The sequence below is a fragment of the Micromonospora matsumotoense genome (genome assembly GCF_050951065.1).
GTDB lineage: Bacteria > Actinomycetota > Actinomycetes > Mycobacteriales > Micromonosporaceae > Micromonospora > Micromonospora matsumotoensis.
This window is the reverse complement of the sequence record NZ_CP192025.1, coordinates 3,310,218-3,329,125: the sequence shown is the minus strand read 5'-3', so window position 1 is coordinate 3,329,125 and position 18,908 is coordinate 3,310,218. Positions and strand designations below refer to the sequence as shown.

Annotated in this window: 19 protein-coding genes; 9 read left to right on the top strand and 10 right to left on the bottom strand. The window is 72.9% G+C overall.

Translation table 11 applies throughout. The features are described 5' to 3' along the window. Nucleotides 1-64: 64 nt before the first annotated feature. Both ACQP1S_RS14635 and ACQP1S_RS14630 read right to left on the bottom strand, forming a co-directional pair. Nucleotides 65-712, bottom strand: coding sequence for an HAD family hydrolase (locus ACQP1S_RS14635; protein ID WP_432907067.1), 648 nt, complete (start codon nt 710-712; stop codon nt 65-67). A 118-nt stretch (nt 713-830) separates the two neighbouring features. Next, the gene (locus ACQP1S_RS14630; RefSeq protein ID WP_432907065.1) at nt 831-1,598 is read right to left on the bottom strand and encodes a neutral zinc metallopeptidase; all 768 of its coding nucleotides are present in this window, start codon (nt 1,596-1,598) and stop codon (nt 831-833) included. 468 nt (nt 1,599-2,066) lie between these two features. On the opposite strand from ACQP1S_RS14630, the gene ACQP1S_RS14625 reads away from it, so the two are divergent. The 5 genes from ACQP1S_RS14625 (at nt 2,067) to ACQP1S_RS14605 (ending at nt 6,959) form a co-directional block, all read left to right on the top strand. Next, complete coding sequence (locus ACQP1S_RS14625) at nt 2,067-2,468, top strand: YciI family protein (protein ID WP_091239655.1); 402 nt, start codon at nt 2,067-2,069, stop codon at nt 2,466-2,468. A gap of 10 nt (nt 2,469-2,478) precedes the next feature. Next, the gene (locus ACQP1S_RS14620) at nt 2,479-3,741 is read left to right on the top strand and encodes an RNA polymerase sigma factor (protein ID WP_432907063.1); all 1,263 of its coding nucleotides are present in this window, start codon (nt 2,479-2,481) and stop codon (nt 3,739-3,741) included. Between the two features lie 77 nt (nt 3,742-3,818). Beyond that, the gene (locus tag ACQP1S_RS14615; protein WP_432907061.1) at nt 3,819-4,955 is read left to right on the top strand and encodes a M20 family metallopeptidase; all 1,137 of its coding nucleotides are present in this window, start codon (nt 3,819-3,821) and stop codon (nt 4,953-4,955) included. A gap of 74 nt (nt 4,956-5,029) precedes the next feature. Continuing rightward, the gene (locus tag ACQP1S_RS14610) at nt 5,030-6,181 is read left to right on the top strand and encodes a carboxylate-amine ligase (protein ID WP_091239644.1); all 1,152 of its coding nucleotides are present in this window, start codon (nt 5,030-5,032) and stop codon (nt 6,179-6,181) included. Between the two features lie 178 nt (nt 6,182-6,359). Next, nucleotides 6,360-6,959, top strand: a complete 600-nt coding sequence (locus ACQP1S_RS14605; protein WP_432908035.1) for a nitroreductase family protein — start codon at nt 6,360-6,362, stop codon at nt 6,957-6,959. On the opposite strand, the gene ACQP1S_RS14600 is transcribed toward ACQP1S_RS14605, so the two are convergent. The 7 genes from ACQP1S_RS14600 to ACQP1S_RS14570 all read right to left on the bottom strand — a co-directional run bounded on the left by ACQP1S_RS14600 (nt 6,943) and on the right by ACQP1S_RS14570 (nt 13,141). Further along, a complete protein-coding gene (locus ACQP1S_RS14600; RefSeq protein WP_432907060.1) occupies nt 6,943-8,487 on the bottom strand; it encodes an NAD(P)-binding domain-containing protein in 1,545 nt (514 codons plus the stop codon). The two genes, ACQP1S_RS14605 and ACQP1S_RS14600, sit on opposite strands and share 17 nt — an antisense overlap. A gap of 193 nt (nt 8,488-8,680) precedes the next feature. Then, nucleotides 8,681-8,818 (bottom strand): hypothetical protein, encoded by a 138-nt coding sequence (locus ACQP1S_RS14595; protein WP_176738838.1) that lies wholly within the window; start codon nt 8,816-8,818, stop codon nt 8,681-8,683. A 251-nt stretch (nt 8,819-9,069) separates the two neighbouring features. Beyond that, nucleotides 9,070-9,267 (bottom strand): DUF397 domain-containing protein, encoded by a 198-nt coding sequence (locus ACQP1S_RS14590; protein ID WP_432907058.1) that lies wholly within the window; start codon nt 9,265-9,267, stop codon nt 9,070-9,072. Then, nucleotides 9,264-9,806 carry a DUF5753 domain-containing protein gene (locus tag ACQP1S_RS14585; RefSeq protein WP_432907057.1) on the bottom strand — a complete coding sequence of 181 codons (543 nt, stop codon included), beginning with the start codon at nt 9,804-9,806 and terminating at the stop codon, nt 9,264-9,266. Before ACQP1S_RS14585 ends, ACQP1S_RS14590 begins: the two co-directional genes overlap by 4 nt. A 111-nt stretch (nt 9,807-9,917) precedes the next feature. Next, a complete protein-coding gene (locus tag ACQP1S_RS14580) occupies nt 9,918-10,115 on the bottom strand; it encodes a DUF397 domain-containing protein (RefSeq protein WP_432907055.1) in 198 nt (65 codons plus the stop codon). After that, the gene (locus tag ACQP1S_RS14575) at nt 10,112-11,011 is read right to left on the bottom strand and encodes a helix-turn-helix domain-containing protein (RefSeq protein WP_432907053.1); all 900 of its coding nucleotides are present in this window, start codon (nt 11,009-11,011) and stop codon (nt 10,112-10,114) included. Before ACQP1S_RS14575 ends, ACQP1S_RS14580 begins: the two co-directional genes overlap by 4 nt. 423 nt (nt 11,012-11,434) lie before the next feature. After that, nucleotides 11,435-13,141: an LLM class flavin-dependent oxidoreductase gene (locus ACQP1S_RS14570; RefSeq protein WP_432907051.1), complete on the bottom strand. Its 1,707-nt coding sequence runs from the start codon at nt 13,139-13,141 to the stop codon at nt 11,435-11,437. A gap of 262 nt (nt 13,142-13,403) precedes the next feature. Here ACQP1S_RS14570 and sthA point away from each other — a divergent pair, with 262 nt between their 5' ends. The 4 genes from sthA (at nt 13,404) to prfH (ending at nt 18,201) form a co-directional block, all read left to right on the top strand. After that, entirely contained in the window at nt 13,404-14,807 is a 1,404-nt protein-coding gene (gene sthA, locus ACQP1S_RS14565) for a Si-specific NAD(P)(+) transhydrogenase (RefSeq protein WP_432907050.1), read from the top strand. 149 nt (nt 14,808-14,956) lie between these two features. Beyond that, the gene (locus tag ACQP1S_RS14560; protein ID WP_432907048.1) at nt 14,957-16,168 is read left to right on the top strand and encodes an ROK family protein; all 1,212 of its coding nucleotides are present in this window, start codon (nt 14,957-14,959) and stop codon (nt 16,166-16,168) included. 207 nt (nt 16,169-16,375) lie between these two features. Next, nucleotides 16,376-17,518: an RNA ligase RtcB family protein gene (locus tag ACQP1S_RS14555; RefSeq protein ID WP_432908032.1), complete on the top strand. Its 1,143-nt coding sequence runs from the start codon at nt 16,376-16,378 to the stop codon at nt 17,516-17,518. Continuing rightward, nucleotides 17,515-18,201 carry a peptide chain release factor H gene (prfH, locus tag ACQP1S_RS14550; RefSeq protein ID WP_432907047.1) on the top strand — a complete coding sequence of 229 codons (687 nt, stop codon included), beginning with the start codon at nt 17,515-17,517 and terminating at the stop codon, nt 18,199-18,201. The genes ACQP1S_RS14555 and prfH overlap by 4 nt, the downstream gene beginning before the upstream one ends. On the opposite strand, the gene ACQP1S_RS14545 is transcribed toward prfH, so the two are convergent. Continuing rightward, nucleotides 18,161-18,787 (bottom strand): DUF1349 domain-containing protein, encoded by a 627-nt coding sequence (locus tag ACQP1S_RS14545; RefSeq protein ID WP_432907045.1) that lies wholly within the window; start codon nt 18,785-18,787, stop codon nt 18,161-18,163. The two genes, prfH and ACQP1S_RS14545, sit on opposite strands and share 41 nt — an antisense overlap. Between the last annotated feature and the right edge of the window lie 121 nt (nt 18,788-18,908).

The window sequence follows — 18,908 nt, the reverse complement described above, 5'->3', positions numbered from 1 at the left end:
CCCCCTTCGTCGTGGCTGCCCGGACCGTCCACACCGCCGGTCACGGCCGGTCGGTCGCGGCGACTCAGGCGGGTGGCTCGCCGAGCAGCGCCGCCAACAGCTCCAGGTCCGCCGAGGTCAGGCTCTCCACCTGGTGTACGCCGTCGGTCGGCGGCAGCGGCACCTCCGCCGGTACGGCCAGCACCGCCGCACCGGCGGCGAGCGCGCTGGCCACCCCGGTCGGCGAGTCCTCGATCGCCACGCACCGGCCGATCGGCACGCCCAGCAGCCGGGCGGCGGTCAGGTAGGGCTCGGGGTGCGGTTTGGCCGAGTCCACCTCGTCCCCGCAGACCACGGCGTCGAAGCTGTCCCGGCCGAGGGTGTCCAGCGCCACCTCGACCAGGGGCCGGCCGCTGGAGGTGACCAGCGCGGTGGGGATGCCGGCGGCGCGGACCGCCCGCAGCAGCGTCAACGCGCCCGGCCGCCAGCGCAGCCCGGTGCGGAACAGCTCCAGGATCCGCGCGTTGATCCACTCGGCGCTGGCCTGTGGGTCCCGCCCGGGTTGACCGAGGTCGTCGTGGAGGATGCGCATCGACGCGGCCATCGCGGTGCCGATCATCGCGCGCCGGGCCGGGTCGGTCAGCGTGCCACCGTACTCGGCGGCCAACTCGTGCAGGGCGACGTCCCAGAGCTTCTCGCTGTCGACCAGGGTGCCGTCCATGTCGAAGAGCACGGCGGCGGGGTGTGGGCTGCTCAGTGGGTCCTCCTGGCGGTCACGGGTGGTCTCCGGGCGATCCTGCCAGCCCGGCCCGGACCGCCCGTCGCCGTACCGCCCGGACGTGACCTGATCCTCAGCCCAGGTTGCAGGCGTCCAGGGACTTCTCGTAGCCGCGGAAGAACCAGTCGGTGCGCTGTTCGGCGGTGCCGTGCGACCCCTCGGCGAACCACGGCTGGTCGGGGTCGTCGCCGACGGCGAGCAGTCCTTCGCGGAACTCGTCCAGGTCGCCGGCGTCGAGTTTCAGGGTGCCGTCGCGGACCGAGCCGCCGAGGTACGCCCCGGCCATGCAGTCGGCCTGCAACTCCTGCTGGATGGTGAAGTCGGCACGGATGCCGAGCCGGATCTGGATGCCGTGGGCGTACTCGTGGCCCAGCAGATAGAACACGAACGCGTCACCGACCTGCCGGAACGCCGCCACCGACCAGTTGACGTCGTAGGCGATGAAGTCGCCCTGGGAGCAGTAGACCGCGTTGTTGCGGGGCAGCGCCTGACCGCCGCAGGAGATCTCGCCCTCCCGCTGGTAGGGCAGAATCTGACGGATCGGCCGGAACTGTTGACCGGAGGCCCGGAACTGGGCGGCCCAGTACCGCTCGGCGATCGTGACGGCGTCGGCGATGTCGCTCTTGAACTCGGCCACGCTGGTGGTGCCGTCGGCGCGGGTGGTCTCCGCCTCGGGCGAGGCCGGGGCCGCGGGGCGCGACGACTGCTGCGGTGCCGGTTCCCGGGGTGCCTGTGGGCCGCTCTCCCCCACCCCGCCGGCCGCGCAGCCGACCGCCACCACCAGCGCCGTCAACGCGGCGACCAGCGGTCCGTGCGAGCGGCGTTGCGAGCCTGCCGTCACCGTGTGCCTCCCAGGCGTCCCGGTCCTGCGGTCGGTGGTACCCCGGCCGTGGAACGATCATGCCCGGCCGGCGTCCCGTTGACCATGGGCAAGCCGGGTCGACCCGGGTCGGACGCTCAGTGGTGCTCCTGGCCCCGACGGATCGGGTCACCCTGGGCGAAGGGTCGCTCCCCTCGTACCGATGCTGTCTGGCCTGGGCGTCCCGCCCGGCGGCGTGGTCCTCGGCCCCGGCGGCGCGGGCCCGGTCGCGCCAGGCGACCCAGCCGACCGTGCCCACCGTCACCAGTGCCGCCGCCCCGAGCACCACCCACATCGTCCTCATGGGACCACGACAGGTGGTCGCCGCCCACCGGACGGTCCCCTGCCCGGCCGGCGCGATTAGCCTCGGTGCTGTTGTCCGGATCGGTCCGGCGGCCCCGACGTCTCTGCTGTCCGGCCGGGCCACGGCCGGCGAGAGGAGGCGAGACCATGAAATACCTGATCATGTTGTACGGCTCGCAGCACGACTACGACGCGATGGCCGGCCGCCCCGGTGCGCGGCCACCGATGTCGCCCGAGCAGGTCGCCGCGATGCACGCCCACATGGCGGCGGTGCACCAGGAACTGGCCGAGTCCGGCGAGCTGGTCGACGGGCAGGGGCTGACCGCGCCGGTGCACGCCCGCCGGGTGCGGCTGCGGCAGGGCACGCCGGTGGTCACCGACGGGCCGTACCCGGAGACGCAGGAGGTGCTGGCCGGGTTCACCGTCGTCGACTGTGTCAGCTTCGACCGGGCCACCGAGATCGCCGCCCGGTTCGTCGACCCGGACGCCGAGGGCGGGTACGTCGACGTGCGGCCGGTCGCCGACGGCATCGACGACCTGGACGGCTGACCCGGTCGCCATGGGCCCGCCCACCGTCGAGGACCTGCTGCGCGTGCTCGCGCCGCAGGTCCTCGGCGCGGTCGTCCGCCGGTACGGCCACTTCGACACCGCCGAGGACGCCGTCCAGGAGGCGCTGCTGGCCGCCGCGACGCGCTGGCCGGTCGAAGGGCTGCCGGAGCACCCCCGGGGCTGGTTGATCACCGTGGCCGCCCGCCGCCTGACCGACCTGCTCCGCAGCGAGCAGGCCCGCCGCCGCCGGGAGGGCGACGAGGGCCGGGCACTACCGGCCGACCGGTGGCTCGCCCCGGCGGCCGACCACCGGGACCCGGGCGACGACAGCCTGGTCCTGCTGTTCCTCTGCTGTCACCCGGCGCTGCCGCCGGCCGCCCAGATCGCGTTGACCCTGCGGGCCGTCGGCGGGCTGAGCACCGGTGAGGTGGCGCGGGCGTTCCTGGTGCCCGAGGCCACCATGACCCGGCGGATCACCCGCGCCAAGCAGCGCATCCGGGACAGCGGGCTGCCGTTCGCGTTGCCCGACGCCGCCGCGCGCCGGGCCCGGCTCGACGCGGTCCGGCAGGTGCTCTACCTGATCTTCAACGAGGGGTACGCCAGCACCACCGGCCCGCACCTGCGCCGGGTGGACCTGTCCACCGAGGCGATCCGGCTGGCCCGGATGCTGCACCGGCTGCTCCCGGACGACCCGGAGGTGACCGGGTTGCTGGCGTTGATGCTGCTCACCGACGCCCGCGGCCCGGCCCGGGTCGGTCCGGAGGGTGAGCTGGTGCCGATGGCGGAGCAGGATCGTCACCTGTGGCGGGCCGGTCAGATCACCGAGGGGGTGGCCCTGATCAGCGCGGTGCTGCCGCGCGGGGAGGTCGGGCCGTACCAGCTCCAGGCGGCGATCGCGGCGGTGCACGACGAGGCACCGAGCGCCGGGGAGACCGACTGGGCGCAGATCGTGGCCCTCTACGAGGTGCTGATGCGGATCTCGGACAACCCGGTGGTGGCGCTCAACCACGCGGTGGCGGTGGCGATGGCCCGGGGTCCCGTCGACGGGCTGCGCCTGCTCGACGCGCTGGCCGCCGATCCCCGGATCGGCGACGACCCCCGACGGCACGCCGCCCGCGCCCACCTGCTGGAGCGCTGCGGCAGGGTCGCCGAGGCCCGGACCGCGTACGCGCACGCGGCCCGCCGGTCGATGAGCCTCCCCCGCCAGCGTTACCTGTACGGCCGGGCGGCCCGGCTGGCCGACGCCGTGGACGGTGAGCACGCCAACGGATGACCGTCGTCGGGCGGCGCTGCGATGGTGGATGGGTCGCCTGGCCAGGCCCGTCACTGTCCGCGAAGTTGGAGGGCTCGATGGACCATCCGCGCGATCTGCTCGATGCCGCGACGAAACTCCGCCCCGACATGGTGGAGCGGCTGGGCACCCTGGTCTCCGCCGAGTCGGCCCCGGGCGACCTGCCACACCTGGAGTCCTGCGCCGACCTGCTCGCCCGCTGGGGGGAGGAGGTGCTCGGCCGGCCCGCCGAACGGGTCGTCGTCGACGGCCTGCCGCACCTGCTGTGGCCGGCGGCCCGGCAACGGGTGCTGCTGCTCGGCCACTTCGACACGGTCTTCCCGATCGGCACCGTCCGGTCCCGGCCCTTCACCGTTCGCGGGGACATCGCGACGGGTCCCGGGGTGTGCGACATGAAGGCCGGGATCGTGCAGATGTTCACCGCGCTGGGCCTGCTGGCGGACACCTCCGCGGTCGGCGTGCTGCTCACCTGCGACGAGGAGACCGGTTCCGGCACGTCCCGGCCGCTGATCGAGCGCCAGGCGCGGCGCTCGGACGCGGTGCTGGTCTGCGAGGCGGCCACCCCGCAGGGGGAGGTGAAGGTGGCCCGCAAGGGTGGCTCGGTGTACCGGGTCATCGTGCAGGGCCGGGCCGCCCATGCCGGGGTGGAACCCCAGCGGGGGGTGAACGCCACCGTCGAGGTCGCCCACCAGATCCTCACGCTGCGCGCCCTCGGCACGGGGCACAGCTCCGGCACGTCGGTCACCCCGACGCTGCTGGCGGCCGGCACCACCACCAACACGGTGCCGGAGCTGGCCAGCCTGGCGGTCGACGTGCGGGCGTGGACCAGCGCCGAACTCGAACGCGTCGACCGGGCCATCCACGAACTGGTGCCGTTCCTGCCCGAGGCGACACTGGCGGTGGAGGGCAACATCGGCCGTCACCCGATGACCCCGGAACTGGCCCGGCCGCTGCTGGAGATGGCCCGGTCGGTCGCCGGCCAGCTCGGCATGCCGACCCTGGGCGGGGCACATGCGGCGGGCGCGTCCGACGGCAACTTCACCGCCGCGTTGGGGGTGCCGACGCTGGACGGGCTGGGCGCGGTGGGTGGTGGGGCGCACGCCCGGGACGAGTACGTCCAGCTCGACCGGATGCCGGAGCGAACGGCCCTGCTGGCCGGACTGGTCGACCAGCTGTCCACGGTGGAGTGGCGTTGATGACGGCGCGGCCGAACGGGCCGTAGGCTGCTCCCTGTCGGCGAGCGACCGACGGCGAGGGGTCGGACGCGCGCATGACTACGGCACAGCGGTCGGGGTCGTCCATTCCCCTGCTCGGCGTCGAGGAGGAGTTCCTCGTGGTCGACGCCGAGCGGGGCGAGGTCATGCCGGCGGCCGCCACGGTGGTCGACCTGGCCCGTCCGGCGCTCGGCGGCCGGGTGGGTGGCGAGATCACCGAGCTCCAGATCGAGACCCGCACCGACCCCTGCCACGCCGTGGCGGACATCGACGCGCAACTCGTCGAGGCCCGGGCGGCGCTGCAGGCGGCGGCGGGCCGGGCCGGGCTGCGGGTGATCGCCACCGGCTCCCCGGTACGTGGCCGGGCCGTGCCGCCGCCGATCACCAAGGGGCCGCGCCAGGACCGGGGCAACGCCACCTACCGGGGGTTGCACGACGACCTGGCGATCTGTGCGGTGCACGTACACGTGGAGCAGCCGGACCGGGACCGGGCCGTGCTGGTCGGCAACCACCTGCGCCCGCACCTGCCGGTGTTGCTGGCGCTCACCGCCAACTCGCCCTACTGGCGTGAACGCGACACCGGCTACGCGAGTTGGCGCAGCCTCACCTGGCAGCGCTGGCCGGTGGCCGGCCCGCCGCCCTACCTGACCTCGGCCCAGCAGTACGACGCCCACATCGACCTGCTGCTCGACGCGGGCGCGCTGGTCGACTCCGGGACGATCTTCTGGGACCTGCGGCTGTCGGCGCACCACCCCACCCTGGAGGTGCGGGTCGCCGACATGCCGATCACCGCGGCCGAGTCCGCCGGGTTCGCCGCCCTGGTCCGGGCCCTGGCGATGGTCGCCACGGCGGCCGTCGACCGGGGCGACGAGGGACCCCGCACCGACCCCGACCTCATGCGGCTGGCGTACTGGCGGGCCGCCCGGGACGGGATGGGCGGCCACGGCGTCGAGGTGGGCACCGGCCTGCTGCTGCCCGCCGGGGTCCTCGCGGCGCGGCTGGTGGAGCTGGCCCGGCCGGCGCTGGAGGAGACCGGCGACGGCCCCCGGATCGCCCGGTGGCTGGCCGGGCTGGCCGCCGACGGCGACGGGGCGACCCGGCAGCGGGCGGCGGCGGCAGCCCGTGGCCGGCTCACCGACGTGGTCGCCGCCCTCGTCACCGCGACCGCTCCGGACGTGCCCGATGGGCAAGAAAGCACACTGGCGTAACGACGAACCACCCCGCCTCGGAAATGCTGGGAGCAGCCGACCCGCGGGTTACGCGTCCACTGTGGAACGCCGCCGCGTGGTGCCCGGCGGCCCGGTTCTCCCAGGGAGGCGACAGATGGCCGACACGGTCCTGCTACCCACGGTCCCGATCCGACACGAACGCCGACCGGCGGCGGACATGGTGCGTGCGGCGGAGGCGTTCGCCGACCGGATGGCCGGCCGCCGTTCGGTACGCGACTTCGCCCCCGACCCGATACCCGAGGGGGTGATCGAGGCGGCGGTCCGGGCCGCGTCGACCGCCCCCAGCGGGGCCAACGTGCAGCCGTGGCGGTTCGTCGTGCTGACCGACCCGGCCCGCAGGCGCCGGCTACGGGAGGCGGCCGAGGCCGAGGAACGCGACTTCTACCAGCGTCGCGCGCCGCAGGAGTGGCTGGGGGCGATCGCCCAGCTCGGCACCGACTGGGAGAAGCCGTTCCTGGAGACCGCGCCCGCCGTCATCGTCGTGTTCGAGGTGCACCAGGGGCCGCACAGCCCCAAGCCCTACTACGTCAAGGAGTCCGTGGGCATCGCGGTCGGCCTGCTGATCTCCGCGTTGCACCACGCGGGACTGGTCACGCTGACCCACACGCCCAGCCCGATGCGGTTCCTCAACGAGGTGTGCGAGCGCCCGCCGGAGGAACGCGCCAACCTGGTGCTGCCGGTCGGGTACCCGGCGCCGGACGCCCGGGTCCCCGACCTGGCCCGCAAACCGCTCGACGAGGTCATGATCCGCCAGTGAGGTCCCCGGTCAGGAACTCGACCAGCGGCTCGACGTGCCGGTCCGGCCGCCGCCACTCGGCCAGCAGATCCTCCAGCAGGTGCTGCTCGGCCACCAGCTCCCCGTGGCGGTACCGCCGGATCACCGGGTGGATGAAGGCACTCTCCCGGGCCCGGTCCGGCGTCGGGTGCCGGTCGATGGCGAAGACGTCGCCGTAGTCGTCGCGGCCCCAGCGCAGGGCGAGGGTGTAGTAGTGGGACTCCTCGGCGAACCGCGCGACGGCGTAGTCCTCCGGCAGGTCCTCGTAGTGCCGGAAGTCGCCGGTGGCGTCGTCGCGGACGAACACGTCACAGAGGTACTCGAACTGGGTCCACAGCGCCGAGCTCCAGTTGACCCGGTCGAGCATCACCTTGGTCAGCGACGCCGGCTCGCCCGGTGCGGTGGCGACGGGCATCGGCACGTCGTCGTAGCGCTCCCGCAGCATCCGGGTGAAGGTACGCAGGTTGTACCGGAAACCGTCGATGAACGGCGACGAGGCGTGCTTCACGTCCCGCGCCTGGGCGATGGTGCCGGCGAAGTACAGGTCGTCGACGTTGCTCGACTGCCAGTCGGGGCGCAGACCGGGCATCCGGCCGTCCCGCACCATCTCCGGAGCACAGGAGGCGTCGAACAGGGAGGTGTCCATCCGGAAGCCGGTGCAGCGCAGCACCTCGTGGTAATCCAGCTCGGCGGTCTCCCCCTGGGCGTGGGTGTAGGTGATGGAGACCCGGAACCGCCCGTCGACCGGCCGGATCTCGTCGATGGTGCAGTCGAGCACCGAGTGCAGCGTCTTGAACTGGTAGCTGTCGAGGATCGCGCCGTACTGGCCCCGGACGTCACCGGGGTGCTTGGTGTTCCAGGCCAGCCGCAGCGGCTGCCGGCTGGCCAGGTGCACCATCGACGCCTTGCCGAGGATGGCCGAGGCGGTCTCGAACGCGGAGTTGCCCTTACCGATTATCAGGACCCGCTTGCCCGCGTACCTGGCCGGGTCGACGTCCATCTCCTCGTACCCGGTGGCGTGCTCGATGCCCTTGATCTCCGGCACGAACGGCCGGCCCCAGCCGGTCGCCACGATCAGGCTGCGCGCCCGTACGACCCCGCGGTCGGTGCGGACGACGAACCCGTCGTCGTCGCGGCTGATCTGCTCCACGGTGGTGCCGTAGCGGACCCGGAGCTGGTGGACCCGTTGGAACTCGGCGAGATAACTCACCAGGTCGTCGGCGGCCGGCAGGTACTCCTCGCTGAACTTCGGAAACAGCAGCTCCGGATCGTCGTTGAGCAGCGAGTTCCAGTCCCACCGCAACCGGATCTCGGGATCGGTGCTGTCGGTGTGCACCTTGTTGAGCGAGATCAGGCGACGGTGGCGCGGGAACCGCCGGAAGAAGCCGCCCGGCTCCGCACCACGTTCGAGCGTCAGGTAGTCGGCGCCCTGCTGCTGGAGGTAGTAACTCAGCTGGAGGCCGGCGGGCCCGGCTCCGACGATGACGTACGTGTGCGCGGTGTCGACCATCGGGCAACCCTTCGACGCGGAGACGGTTCCCCCGACGATGAAGTGGACCACGAGATGTGTCAATGCCGACGACGACAGCGCGTCCCACGCCGCTGGTTCGGGCGACTGGTTCGCCATGGGGCCGATACAGCGGTGTCCGGGCGGGTTGGACACCGCAGTATCGGCCCCACTGAGTCGATCAGCAGGCCCCGGGTCAGTCGTCACGCTGTCGGCCAGAGCGGCGGCCGGCGCGGGCCACCACGACGGCGGCGGCGAGGCTGAGCGCTGCGGCGCCCAGTTGCAGCAGGCCGTCGAGCAGGTCGACGAGGTCGGCGAGGGGGATGGTGTCCACGATGGCCTCCGGGGGTCGATCCCCGCCGTCCGCGCGGTGCGGAGGCGCCCCCGGGCCCGGTGGCGACGACCACGGGCACCGTCACGATTATGGCACCACGTGCCGAACGCCGGCACCCCTGCGCCGCCCAGGACCCGCGAACATGGCACACCGCCCAAGGCTCCTCGGACTGCTGCGCGGTGGCGTCGAGGTGAGCCACGACGGCGCTGTCGACGGTGCGGGGCATCCCCGACGATGACCAGCCGCGCCGGTCAGGAACGCGGGACCTCGGGCAGCCTGAGCACCTGAGTGAAGCTGGCCCAGGAGGCAGCGGCGAAGGCGAGGGTGGGGCCGCTGCGGTCCTTGGAGTCGCGGACGCCCACCTCGGCGCCGACGAACCGCACCTCGACGCAGTTGGCGTTGTCGGAGCTGCGGGACGACTTGAACCAGTCACGCTGCGGAAGGGTCACATCATCTCCTTGGCGATCCGGCGGATCAGCTCGACCGAGTCGTCCGAGCCTAACGCCAGTTCCCGGGTCTCGGCGAAGGTGACCACGTAGTCGGTCACCCGGACGGACTGGTCGATGATGTCGACGGAGGTCAGGTTCTCCATCTCGATCTGCTCGGGGCGCTCGGTGGCCAGCCGGACGAGATGGTCGAGCTGGGCACGCATCACCGCCGGGCCGCCGACCTGCTGCCGCAGCGCGCCCTCGCTGAGCACCGCGCTGATCCGCAGCGGGTGCGCGCCGTCGAGCCGGGCCTGCCGGGCCATCCGGACGGAGACTCGCCGGTCCACCTCGGTCAGTCGGATCGTGGTGGTGCCGCCCCGGATCACCGCGCGGGCGTACGCCTCGGTCTGCAACAGGCCGTGGATCGCCTCCGGGTGGAAGCTGCGGATGTGGTCGGCCCCGGCCTCGTAGCCGAGGAAGCGGAGGAACTCCGCCGGGAAGAGCTGCGAGTACTCATGCCACCAGCCGCGTCGGGCCGCTCCGGCCCGCAACTCCTGCAACTCGGCCGCCTCGACGATCTGGGCCAGCCGGCGTCAGGTAGCCGGCCCCGCCCGGGCTCGGTCAACTCGCCGGCTGACGTCCCGACTGGCTGGGCCTACGGCAAATCCCGGTCAGCGGCGCGGAGCCGCACCCGACCTGATCGCCCGGGTGAAACCGGCCCAGGCACCACCGGTGAAGGCGAGGGTGGGACCGTGACGATCCTTGGAATCGCGGACGGCCACCTCACCCCCGCCGAGCCGCACCTCGACGCAGGCCGCGTTGTCAGAGCTGCGGGACGACTTGAACCAGTCACGGCTTGGGGTGATCACGTCATCTCCTCGGCGATCCGCCGGATCAGGGCCAGCGAGTCCTCCGAGTTTAGCGCCCGCTCCTGCGCCTCGGCGAAGGTCACGACGTAGTCGGCGACCCGGCTGGACTGGTCGATGATGTCGCTGGAGGTCAGCACCTCCTGCCAGACCAGCTCGGGCAGCCGGGCTGACGGGAAGGACAGGATCTGAAACGGCCCACCGAGCGCGGGATGTGCCCCGGCACTGAAGGGCATGACCCGAATGCCGATATGTTCGGGCCTCTTCGTCATCAAGGTGGCGAGGTGTTCGAGTTGTGCCCGCATCACCGCCGGCCCGCCGACCTGCTGACGCAACGCACCCTCGGCGATCACCGTGCTCAAACGAAGCTGCGGCGCGGTCGTCAGCCGGCCCTGCCGGGCCATCCGGACGCCAACCCGCCGTTCCATCTCGGTCAACCGGACATAGGTGTTGCCGCCCCGGATGACTGCACGGGCGTACTCCTCGGTCTGCAACAGCCCGTGTAGCAACTCGTTGTGATAGCTGCGGATCTGTTCCGCGCCGGCCTCGTAGCCGAGGAAGCGGAGGAACTCGGCCGGAAAGAGCTGGGAGTACTGGTGCCACCAGGCCCGCCGCATGGCAGCGACCCGCAACTCCTCCAGCTCGGCAGCCTCGGCCGGGTCGAGCTCGTAGATCTTGACGAGTTGGGCCAGCCGATCCGCCGGTAGCTTGACCCGACCAGCCTCGACCCCGGAGACGTACGCCTGGGTGATGCCGCTCGCCCGGCCGGCGGCCACCGCCGTCATGCCCAACTCCTCCCGGCGCTCGCGTAGCCGGATGCCCAGCTCCCACGCCTGCACGGTCGGCGACGACAACATGGCCCTCGGCCCCTTACGCGCTCCTGCCGGCTTAGCACTCATGACGACTCCTCAGCGACCTTCGATAGGACCACCTGCGAACCTTACGCATAGGACACGCAGAAGAATACCCCCTTGATATAAGGGGAAGCTTGTCCGATGCTGTGAGCAAGGCGTTACTCAACAGAGCAGTCCTACGACCTGCTCGGGGTCGTCCAGGTCACCGTCGACCGCCGCTACCCGGAGAAGCTCCCCGCCAACCTGCGGCCGTGGGCGCTGGCCACCCTCACCACCGGCGGGTACGGCTTCGGCCGGTTCTACGCCTCGTACAGCACCCTGGACGAGGACGGCGAGCCCGACCGGGCCCTCGCCGACGAGCACATCGACTGGTCCGGCTCCGAGGTGCTCGCCCCCGCGACACCGGCCTGAGGCGGCTGGTCGACCGAGCGGGTCGACCAGCCGCCGGGCGAGGGTGGGCGTACCCGGTCAGAGCTGCCCGGGGTAGAAGCCGTACCGGGCCAACGGTTCGACGAGGTTCTGTTCCTCGTAGGACAGATGGGACAGCAGGGTGTCGGTGAGCACGTCCACCGCCCGTTGCAGCTCGGTGAGCCGACCCGGGTCCTCGATCAGCGCGACCAGGGCCCGGTCGACGCCCTCGACGACGTCGTGAATCACCACGTGTTCCTGCGCCAGCCGGTCGATCACCGGCACCAGCCCCGGATCGGCCCGCCGCAGGTGCGGGAAGATCGCGTCGTCCTCCAGCCCATGATGCTGGGTCACCAGCGTGCAGTACGCGGCGCAGTACGCCCCCAGCGTCCAGTTGTTCTGCCGCATGGTCATCCGGTTGAGCACGCCCCGGGCGTCCCCGGCGGAGACCACCCCCCGCCGGACCTGGTCGAGCAGGTCGCGGATCTCGCTCAGCTCCCGACGCAGGTGGTCGTGGACGTCGACGAGGTGCCCGCCGGCGGCCTGGGCCTGCGGGGAGTAGACGTGCCCCTGCGGGGCGGGCGGGGCGACCGGCCGGGTCGACTCGTCCCAGAGCCGGTGGTCGCTGTGCCGTACCTGCGGGGCGGGCGTGGGGGTGACCGCGAGCCCGGCGACACCCCCGGCCCGGACGACCTCCCCCGGCTGCGCACCGGCCGGACGGCCGGAGCCCGCCGCCGACCCGCCCTCGCCCGACCCGGCCGGCGTCACTGAGCCCGACCCGGCCGGAGCGTCCTCGGCCGACCCGGCCGGTGCGCCTTCGCCCGCCGGCCCCGATGAACCGGCCGACCCGGCCGACCCGGGCGCGGTCGACCCGGCCCGCTCGGCGGCGACCAGTTCGCGGACGGCGGGGGCGACCTCCTGGGCGAACAGCTGGATGCTGGTGGGGTCGTCGGTGCCGAGGATGAAACCCGAGGTGCCGTGCGTCAGCACCAGGTCGGCCAGCTCCCGCGCCCACTGCTGCGGCGGCCCGTCGAGGAAACCCGCACCGGCACGGGTGAACCGGCCGGAGACGTTCAGCAGCCGCCGCACCTCGGCGGGGTCCCGCCCGGCCGCCGACGCGCCCTCGTCGACGAGCGCGTTGAGGTCTGCCAGCTCCGCCGACCCCTTCGGCAGGTACGAAAGCGACGGCAGCCAGCCGTCCGCCGTCCGCCCCACCAACCGCAACAACCTCGGCTTGTACGCGCCGACCCAGATCCCCACCGGGTGCGCCGGGGCGGGACCGCGCTTCGCGCCGAGCACCCGGTAGTGCTCGCCGTCGACCCGTACCCCGCCGCGCCGGTCGGCGGCCCACACCTCCCGGATGATCCGGATCGCCTCGTCCAGCGCGTCCACGGCCTGCCCGGGGGCGAGCCGTCGACCCCCGTTGGCCTCGATGGCGTCCCAGAACGCGCCCGTGCCGAGGCCGAGTTCGACCCGGCCGCCGCTGAGCAGGTCCAGGCTGGCGACGCTACGGGCCAGCACCACCGGCTGCCGCAGCGGCAGGTTGAGCACGTTGCCGGCCAACCGGATCCGGCTGGTCGCCGCCGCCAGGTAGGACATCAACGTCCAGGTGTCGAGGAAACCCGGCTGGTAGGGGTGGTCCTGGAAGGTGACGAGGTCCAGGCCGACCTGCTCGCAGAGCCTGGCCCGGGCGACGACCTGCGCCGGCTGCCGGGCGTCGGGGGTCAGGAAGCCGCCGAACAGCAACTCGTGTCCGTAGTCGGTCATGACGCTGCCGTCACCTGATCCCCTCGTCGCGTTCCGGCGTCGCCCGTCGGCGCGTACCCCGTCGGGACGCGGCCACGGCGGTGGGCCGGGGCGACCGGCCCACCGTAGCGTCGTCCCACGGCGCTCTGCCGGGCGGTCGCGGAGTTCGGGCCGGTCAGGGTAGCAGCACCGGGCCGGTCAGCCGTCGATGACAAGGTGCTGCCGTCCGGCGCGCGACGATCACGACTGGCGGAAGTTGCGGCAGCTTGCAAGGCTGGGTGCCGTGTATGACTACGACCTGTTGGTGCTGGGCTCCGGGCCCAGCGGTCAGAAGGCCGCGATCGCCGCCGCGAAGCTCGGTAGGCGGGTCGGCATCGTGGACCGCCGCGACATGATCGGTGGGGTGTGCATCAACACCGGCACCGTCCCCTCCAAGACGCTGCGGGAGGCCGTGCTCTATCTGACCGGCCTGAGCCAGCGGGACCTCTACGGCAGCAGCTACCGGGTCAAGGAGGAGATCACCGTCGCCGACCTGGCCGCCCGGACCCAGCACGTGATCGAGCGGCAGACCGACGTGATCCGCAACCAGTTGTCCCGTAACCGGGTCGCGCTGATCACCGGCACCGGTCGGTTCGCCGACCCGCACTCGATCTGGGTGGACGGCGGCTCCGGACACGACACCCGGATCACCTTCGACAAGGCCGTCATCGCCGCCGGCACCCGACCGGCCCGGCCGGACAGCGTCGACTTCGACGACCGGACGATCGTCGACTCCGACGGGGTGATCAACCTGCGGGCCGTGCCGCGCAGCATGGTCGTGGTCGGTGCCGGCGTGATCGGTATGGAGTACGCCTCCATGTTCGCCGGGCTGGGCACGAAGGTGACCGTGGTGGAACGCCGCGACCGGATGCTCGAATTCTGCGACGAGGAGATCATCGAGTCGCTCAAGTACCACCTGCGTGACCTTTCGGTGACGTTCCGCTTCGGCGAGGAGGTCGCCGCGGTGGAGAAGCACCAGAACGCCGCGCTGTGCATCCTCAAGAGCGGCAAGAAGATCGTCGCCGACACGGTGATGTACTCCGCCGGCCGGCAGGGGCAGACCGACGACCTGGCCCTGGACGCGGCGGGCCTGGAGGCCGACAAGCGCGGCCGGATCTCGGTCGACGAGCACTACCGCACCAGCGTGGAACACATCTATGCGGTGGGTGACGTGATCGGCTTCCCGGCGTTGGCGTCCACCTCGATGGAGCAGGGCCGGATGGCCGCGCAGCACGCCTGCGGCGAGCCGGCCCGCGAACTCCAGGAGTTGCAGCCGATCGGCATCTACACGATTCCGGAGATCAGTTTCGTCGGCAAGACCGAAGAGGAGCTGACCAACAGCTCCACCCCGTTCGAGGTCGGCATCGCCCGGTACCGCGAGCTGGCCCGGGGGCAGATCGTCGGCGACTCGTACGGCATGTTGAAACTGCTCGTCTCCCCGCAGGACGGCCGGCTGCTCGGGGTGCACGTGTTCGGCACCGGCGCGACCGAGATCGTCCACATCGGGCAGACGGTGATGGGCTGCGGCGGCACGGTCGACTACCTGATCGACACGGTCTTCAACTACCCGACCCTGTCCGAGGCGTACAAGGTCGCCGCCCTGGACGCGGTCAACAAGATCCGCAACATCACCCGGATCGACGGCTGACCCGACGCCCGGTGCGGGCTCCGCGACCCGCGGGGCCCGCACCGGTGGGTGGGGACGGTCACCGGCCGGGCGCGCGAGGTGACGCACGGCGGCAGCGGCAACTACGCTCGACGGGTAGTCCGCCGCCGATCGACAGGGTCCGCCTCGTGATGCCGAAGAGTCCGACCGTGGACGGGCAGTCGGCGGGTGTCAGCCGTCGCCGGAGCCTGAGCGCCCTGCTGCGGCGGGTGCACCTCGGCGGCCCGGTGTCGCGCGCCGGGCTGGCCGAGTGGCTGGGTGTCAACCGCAGCACGGTCCTGGCGCTCACCACCGACCTGGTCGCGGCCGGCCTGGTGCGGGAGGGTTTCCCCGAGCTGACCGGGCGGGCCGGTCGACCGTCCCTGGTGGTCCGGCCGGCGACCGACCGGGCCTACGTGCTCGCCTTCGACATCGCGGTGGACCGGCTGGTGGCCGCCCGGGTCGGGCTGGGCGGGGAGATCCAGGACCGCCGGGAGGCGCACCGGGCCCGCGCGGGCGTCGATCTGGACACCGTGGTACGGGTGCTGGCCGACTTCGGGCGTGACCTGCACCGGACGGCGACACCGGGGGCGGTCTGCGTCGGGCTCGGCGCGTCGTACTGCGGGATGATCCGGCCCGGTGACGGGATGGTGCGGTTCGGTCCCGACCTGGGCTGGGTGGACCAGGCGTTCGGCGCGGAGCTGGGGCGTCGGCTCGATCTCGGCCTACCGGTCCTGGTCGGCAACGAGGCCCACCTGGGCGCGCTGGCCGAGCACCAACGCGGGGTGGGCGTCGGGGTGCGCAACCTGGTCTACCTGCACGGCGACGTCGGGGTCGGTGGCGGGATCATCGTCGGCGGCGAGTTGCTCGGCGGTGACGGCGGGTACGGCTCCGAGGTCGGTCACATGCTCGTCAACCCGTACGACGGGAGGCCGTGCGGGTGTGGCTCGCGCGGCTGCCTGGAGGCGGAGGTCGGTGAGCGGGCGCTGCTCGACGCGGCCGGTCGCCCCGCCGACCTGATCGGCCGTGACGCGGTCCGCGAGGTGGTCGAGGCGGCCGATCGCGGCGAGCCGGCGGCCCGCGACGCCCTGCGGACCGTCGGCGACTGGCTGGGCATCGGGGTGGCCAACGTGATCAACCTGTTCAATCCCGGCATGGTGATCTTCGGTGGCGTGCTGCGGGAGGTGTACCGGGGCGCGGCGACGCACGTCCAGGAACGGATCGCCGCCAACGTCCTGCCGGTCTCGCGTACCCGGGCGCAGCTGCGGGTCTCCGCCCTCGGTGACGACGCCACCCTGGTCGGCGCGGCGGAACTCGGCTTCGCGCGGTTGCTCGCCGATCCGCTGGGCGTGCGGGTCGGCTGAGCGCCCGGCCGACCGGAAAACCGGTTGGCGCGACCGGTCCGGCGGGCCATGCTGGTGGGCATGACGTTCTGACGGACACCACCCCCTTGTCCCCGCAGGCCCGTGACGCCGCATAGCGCCGTCACGCCGTCCGTCGACTCCCCGTTCCCGAAGTGAGCGTCCGTGCCCGAGCACCACCCCCGGCAGGGTTCCCTGCCGCAGCCGACCATGGCCACCGTCACCGTCTTCGCCTCCCCCGAGAGCTGGATCGAGTCCGACGCCGTCCGGCAGTGCCACCAGGTGGCCGCCCTCGACGGCATGCGCCACGTCGCCGCCATGCCCGACCTGCACCCGGGCAAGGGCGCCCCGATCGGCGCCGCGATGGCGTCGACCGTGCTCTACCCACATCTGGTGGGCTCCGACATCGGGTGCGGCATCGCCGTCTTCCCGATCAGCCTCAGGCGCGCCGTACCCGAGCGGCTCGCCGCCCGCTTTCCCGACCTGGACCGGGCGCTGGACCCCGCGCGGGACGCCGACGATCCGGCCTGGGCCGTCGCGGCCGGCGATCCGCCCGCCGGCCACGTCGAGGGCCTCGGCACGGTCGGTCGGGGCAACCACTTCGTCGAACTGGCCCGGATCGAGACCGTCTTCGCGGCGGACCACGCGCGCCGGCTCGGGCTCGACGCCGGCGACCTCGTGCTCATCGTCCACAGCGGATCCCGGGGCCTGGGCGAGCGGATCCTGCGGGCACACACCGAGGCCCACGGCGCGGGGCCCGCCCCCGATCCGGCCGCCTACCTGGCGCGGCACCACGACGCCGTCCGCTGGGGTGCGCTCAACCGGCGGCTGCTGGCTGCCCGGGTCGCCCACGCCCTGGGGGCCGAGCCCACCGCGCCGATCGTCGACCAGTGCCACAACCTGGTCGAGGTCCGTGACGGCGGCTACCTGCACCGCAAGGGTGCGGCTCCGGGCGACGGCCGCGACGTGCTGGTCGCCGGCACCCGGGGCACCCGGTCCTTCCTCGTCGCCGGCCACGCGGGGCCGGCGGCCAACCACTCCGTGGCGCACGGCGCGGGCCGCAAGATGTCCCGCGCCGACGCGCTGCGTCGGGGCCGGGCCAAGCACACGGTCGCCCAGTTGCGGCGGACGCCGGTCGGTTCGCTGGTGGTGTGCGGCGACCGGCAGTTGCTCTTCGAGGAGGCACCGACGGCCTACAAACGCATCGAACAGGTGATCGCCGACCTGGTCGACCACGACCTGGCCACTCCCGTGGCGAGCACCGTCCCACTGGTCACCTACAAGACACCCGACCTCGGGTCCGACCTGCGACCGGCACGTCGGGACGAACGTCGGCGGCGAGGTCGGACATGAGCGTCCACCTACTCCTGTCGGCCGGGCGGGGCCCGCAGGAGTGCGCCTGGGCGGTGGCCCGGCTGCTGGACCGGCTGGCGGCCGACGCCACCCGGCACCGGGTGACCACCCACCGGGTCGAGACCGTCGCCGGTGACCGGCCCGCCACCTACCGGTCGGTCCTGGTCCGGCTCACCGGGGCCGACGCGGAGGCGGTCGCCGCCGCGTGGACCGGCACCCTGTGCTGGCAGGCCCCCAGCCCGTACCGGCCCGCGACGGGTCGGAAGAACTGGTACGTCACCGCCCGGCCGTGCCGGGTGGACACCCCGGCCACGACGTTCACCGAGGCCGACGTGCACATCGTCGCCTGTCGCACCGGGGGGCCCGGCGGCCAACACCGGAACAAGGTCAGCACGGCGGCACGGGCGACCCACCGGCCCTCGGGCCTCGTCGTCGTGGTGGACACCGAACGGCAGTTCAGCCTCAACCGCGCCGCTGCCCTGCGGTTGCTGCGGCAGCGTCTCGCCGACGGCGACGTACGCGCCGGCCGCGCCGTCACCGCCGCCCGCCGGCGCATCCACGACGAACTCGTCCGGGGCGACGCCGTCCGGGTCGAACGTCCGCACCCATCCGGAGGATCGGCGGCGGCGACCGGGGCGCGGGTCAGGAGCCGTCGCGCAGGTCGGCCAGCCGGTCGCGGGTGAAGTGGATGTCGTCGAAGGTGACCCGGCAGCCCTCCCCGGTCGGCGACTGCGCCTCGAAGCCGATCGTGGTGGCGGTAGCCGCGCCGTCGACGGTGAAATACCTGACCATCCGCCAGGTCTGCCCGTCGACCGAGGCGTGGTAGGCGAAGGCGTGGTCGATCCGGGACACCCGCAGCCACACCGTACGGGCGTCGACGACGAAGGCGTTGGCGTCGTCGGCGACACCCCGGCCGACCACCGAGACGATCATCGGCTCACCGTCGGGGGAGAACTCGAAGCAGAGCTTGCCCCAGTGCCGCTCGTCGACCCAGAGCAGCAGCACCCCGGCGTCGTAGGTCGCCGCGAAGTCGACGGTGACCCGGGCGCTGAACTGGAAGTCGCCGTCCGGGGGGAGGCCGAGCAGGGTCGCCGCGGTGAGCGTCGGCTCGGCGTGGAGCGGGTCGCCCGCCGCCGGGTCGATGAAGATGTCGCTGCGCGGGGCCGCCGACCCGGTCACCACACCGTCCGCCTCGGCGATCGTCCACGCCTCCTCGGGAGACGGTGACAGGACGAACGGCAGACCCGGGACGTTCCAGGTGGTGGTCATGGCGTCCATTATCTGCCCACGCCCCGACGCGCGGTGGCCCGGCGGTGCATCCGGGTGCGTCGGTACGCGAGCGGTGGAACACCCGGACCGGCCGACGACACCGACGCTCCGGGGCGGGTTG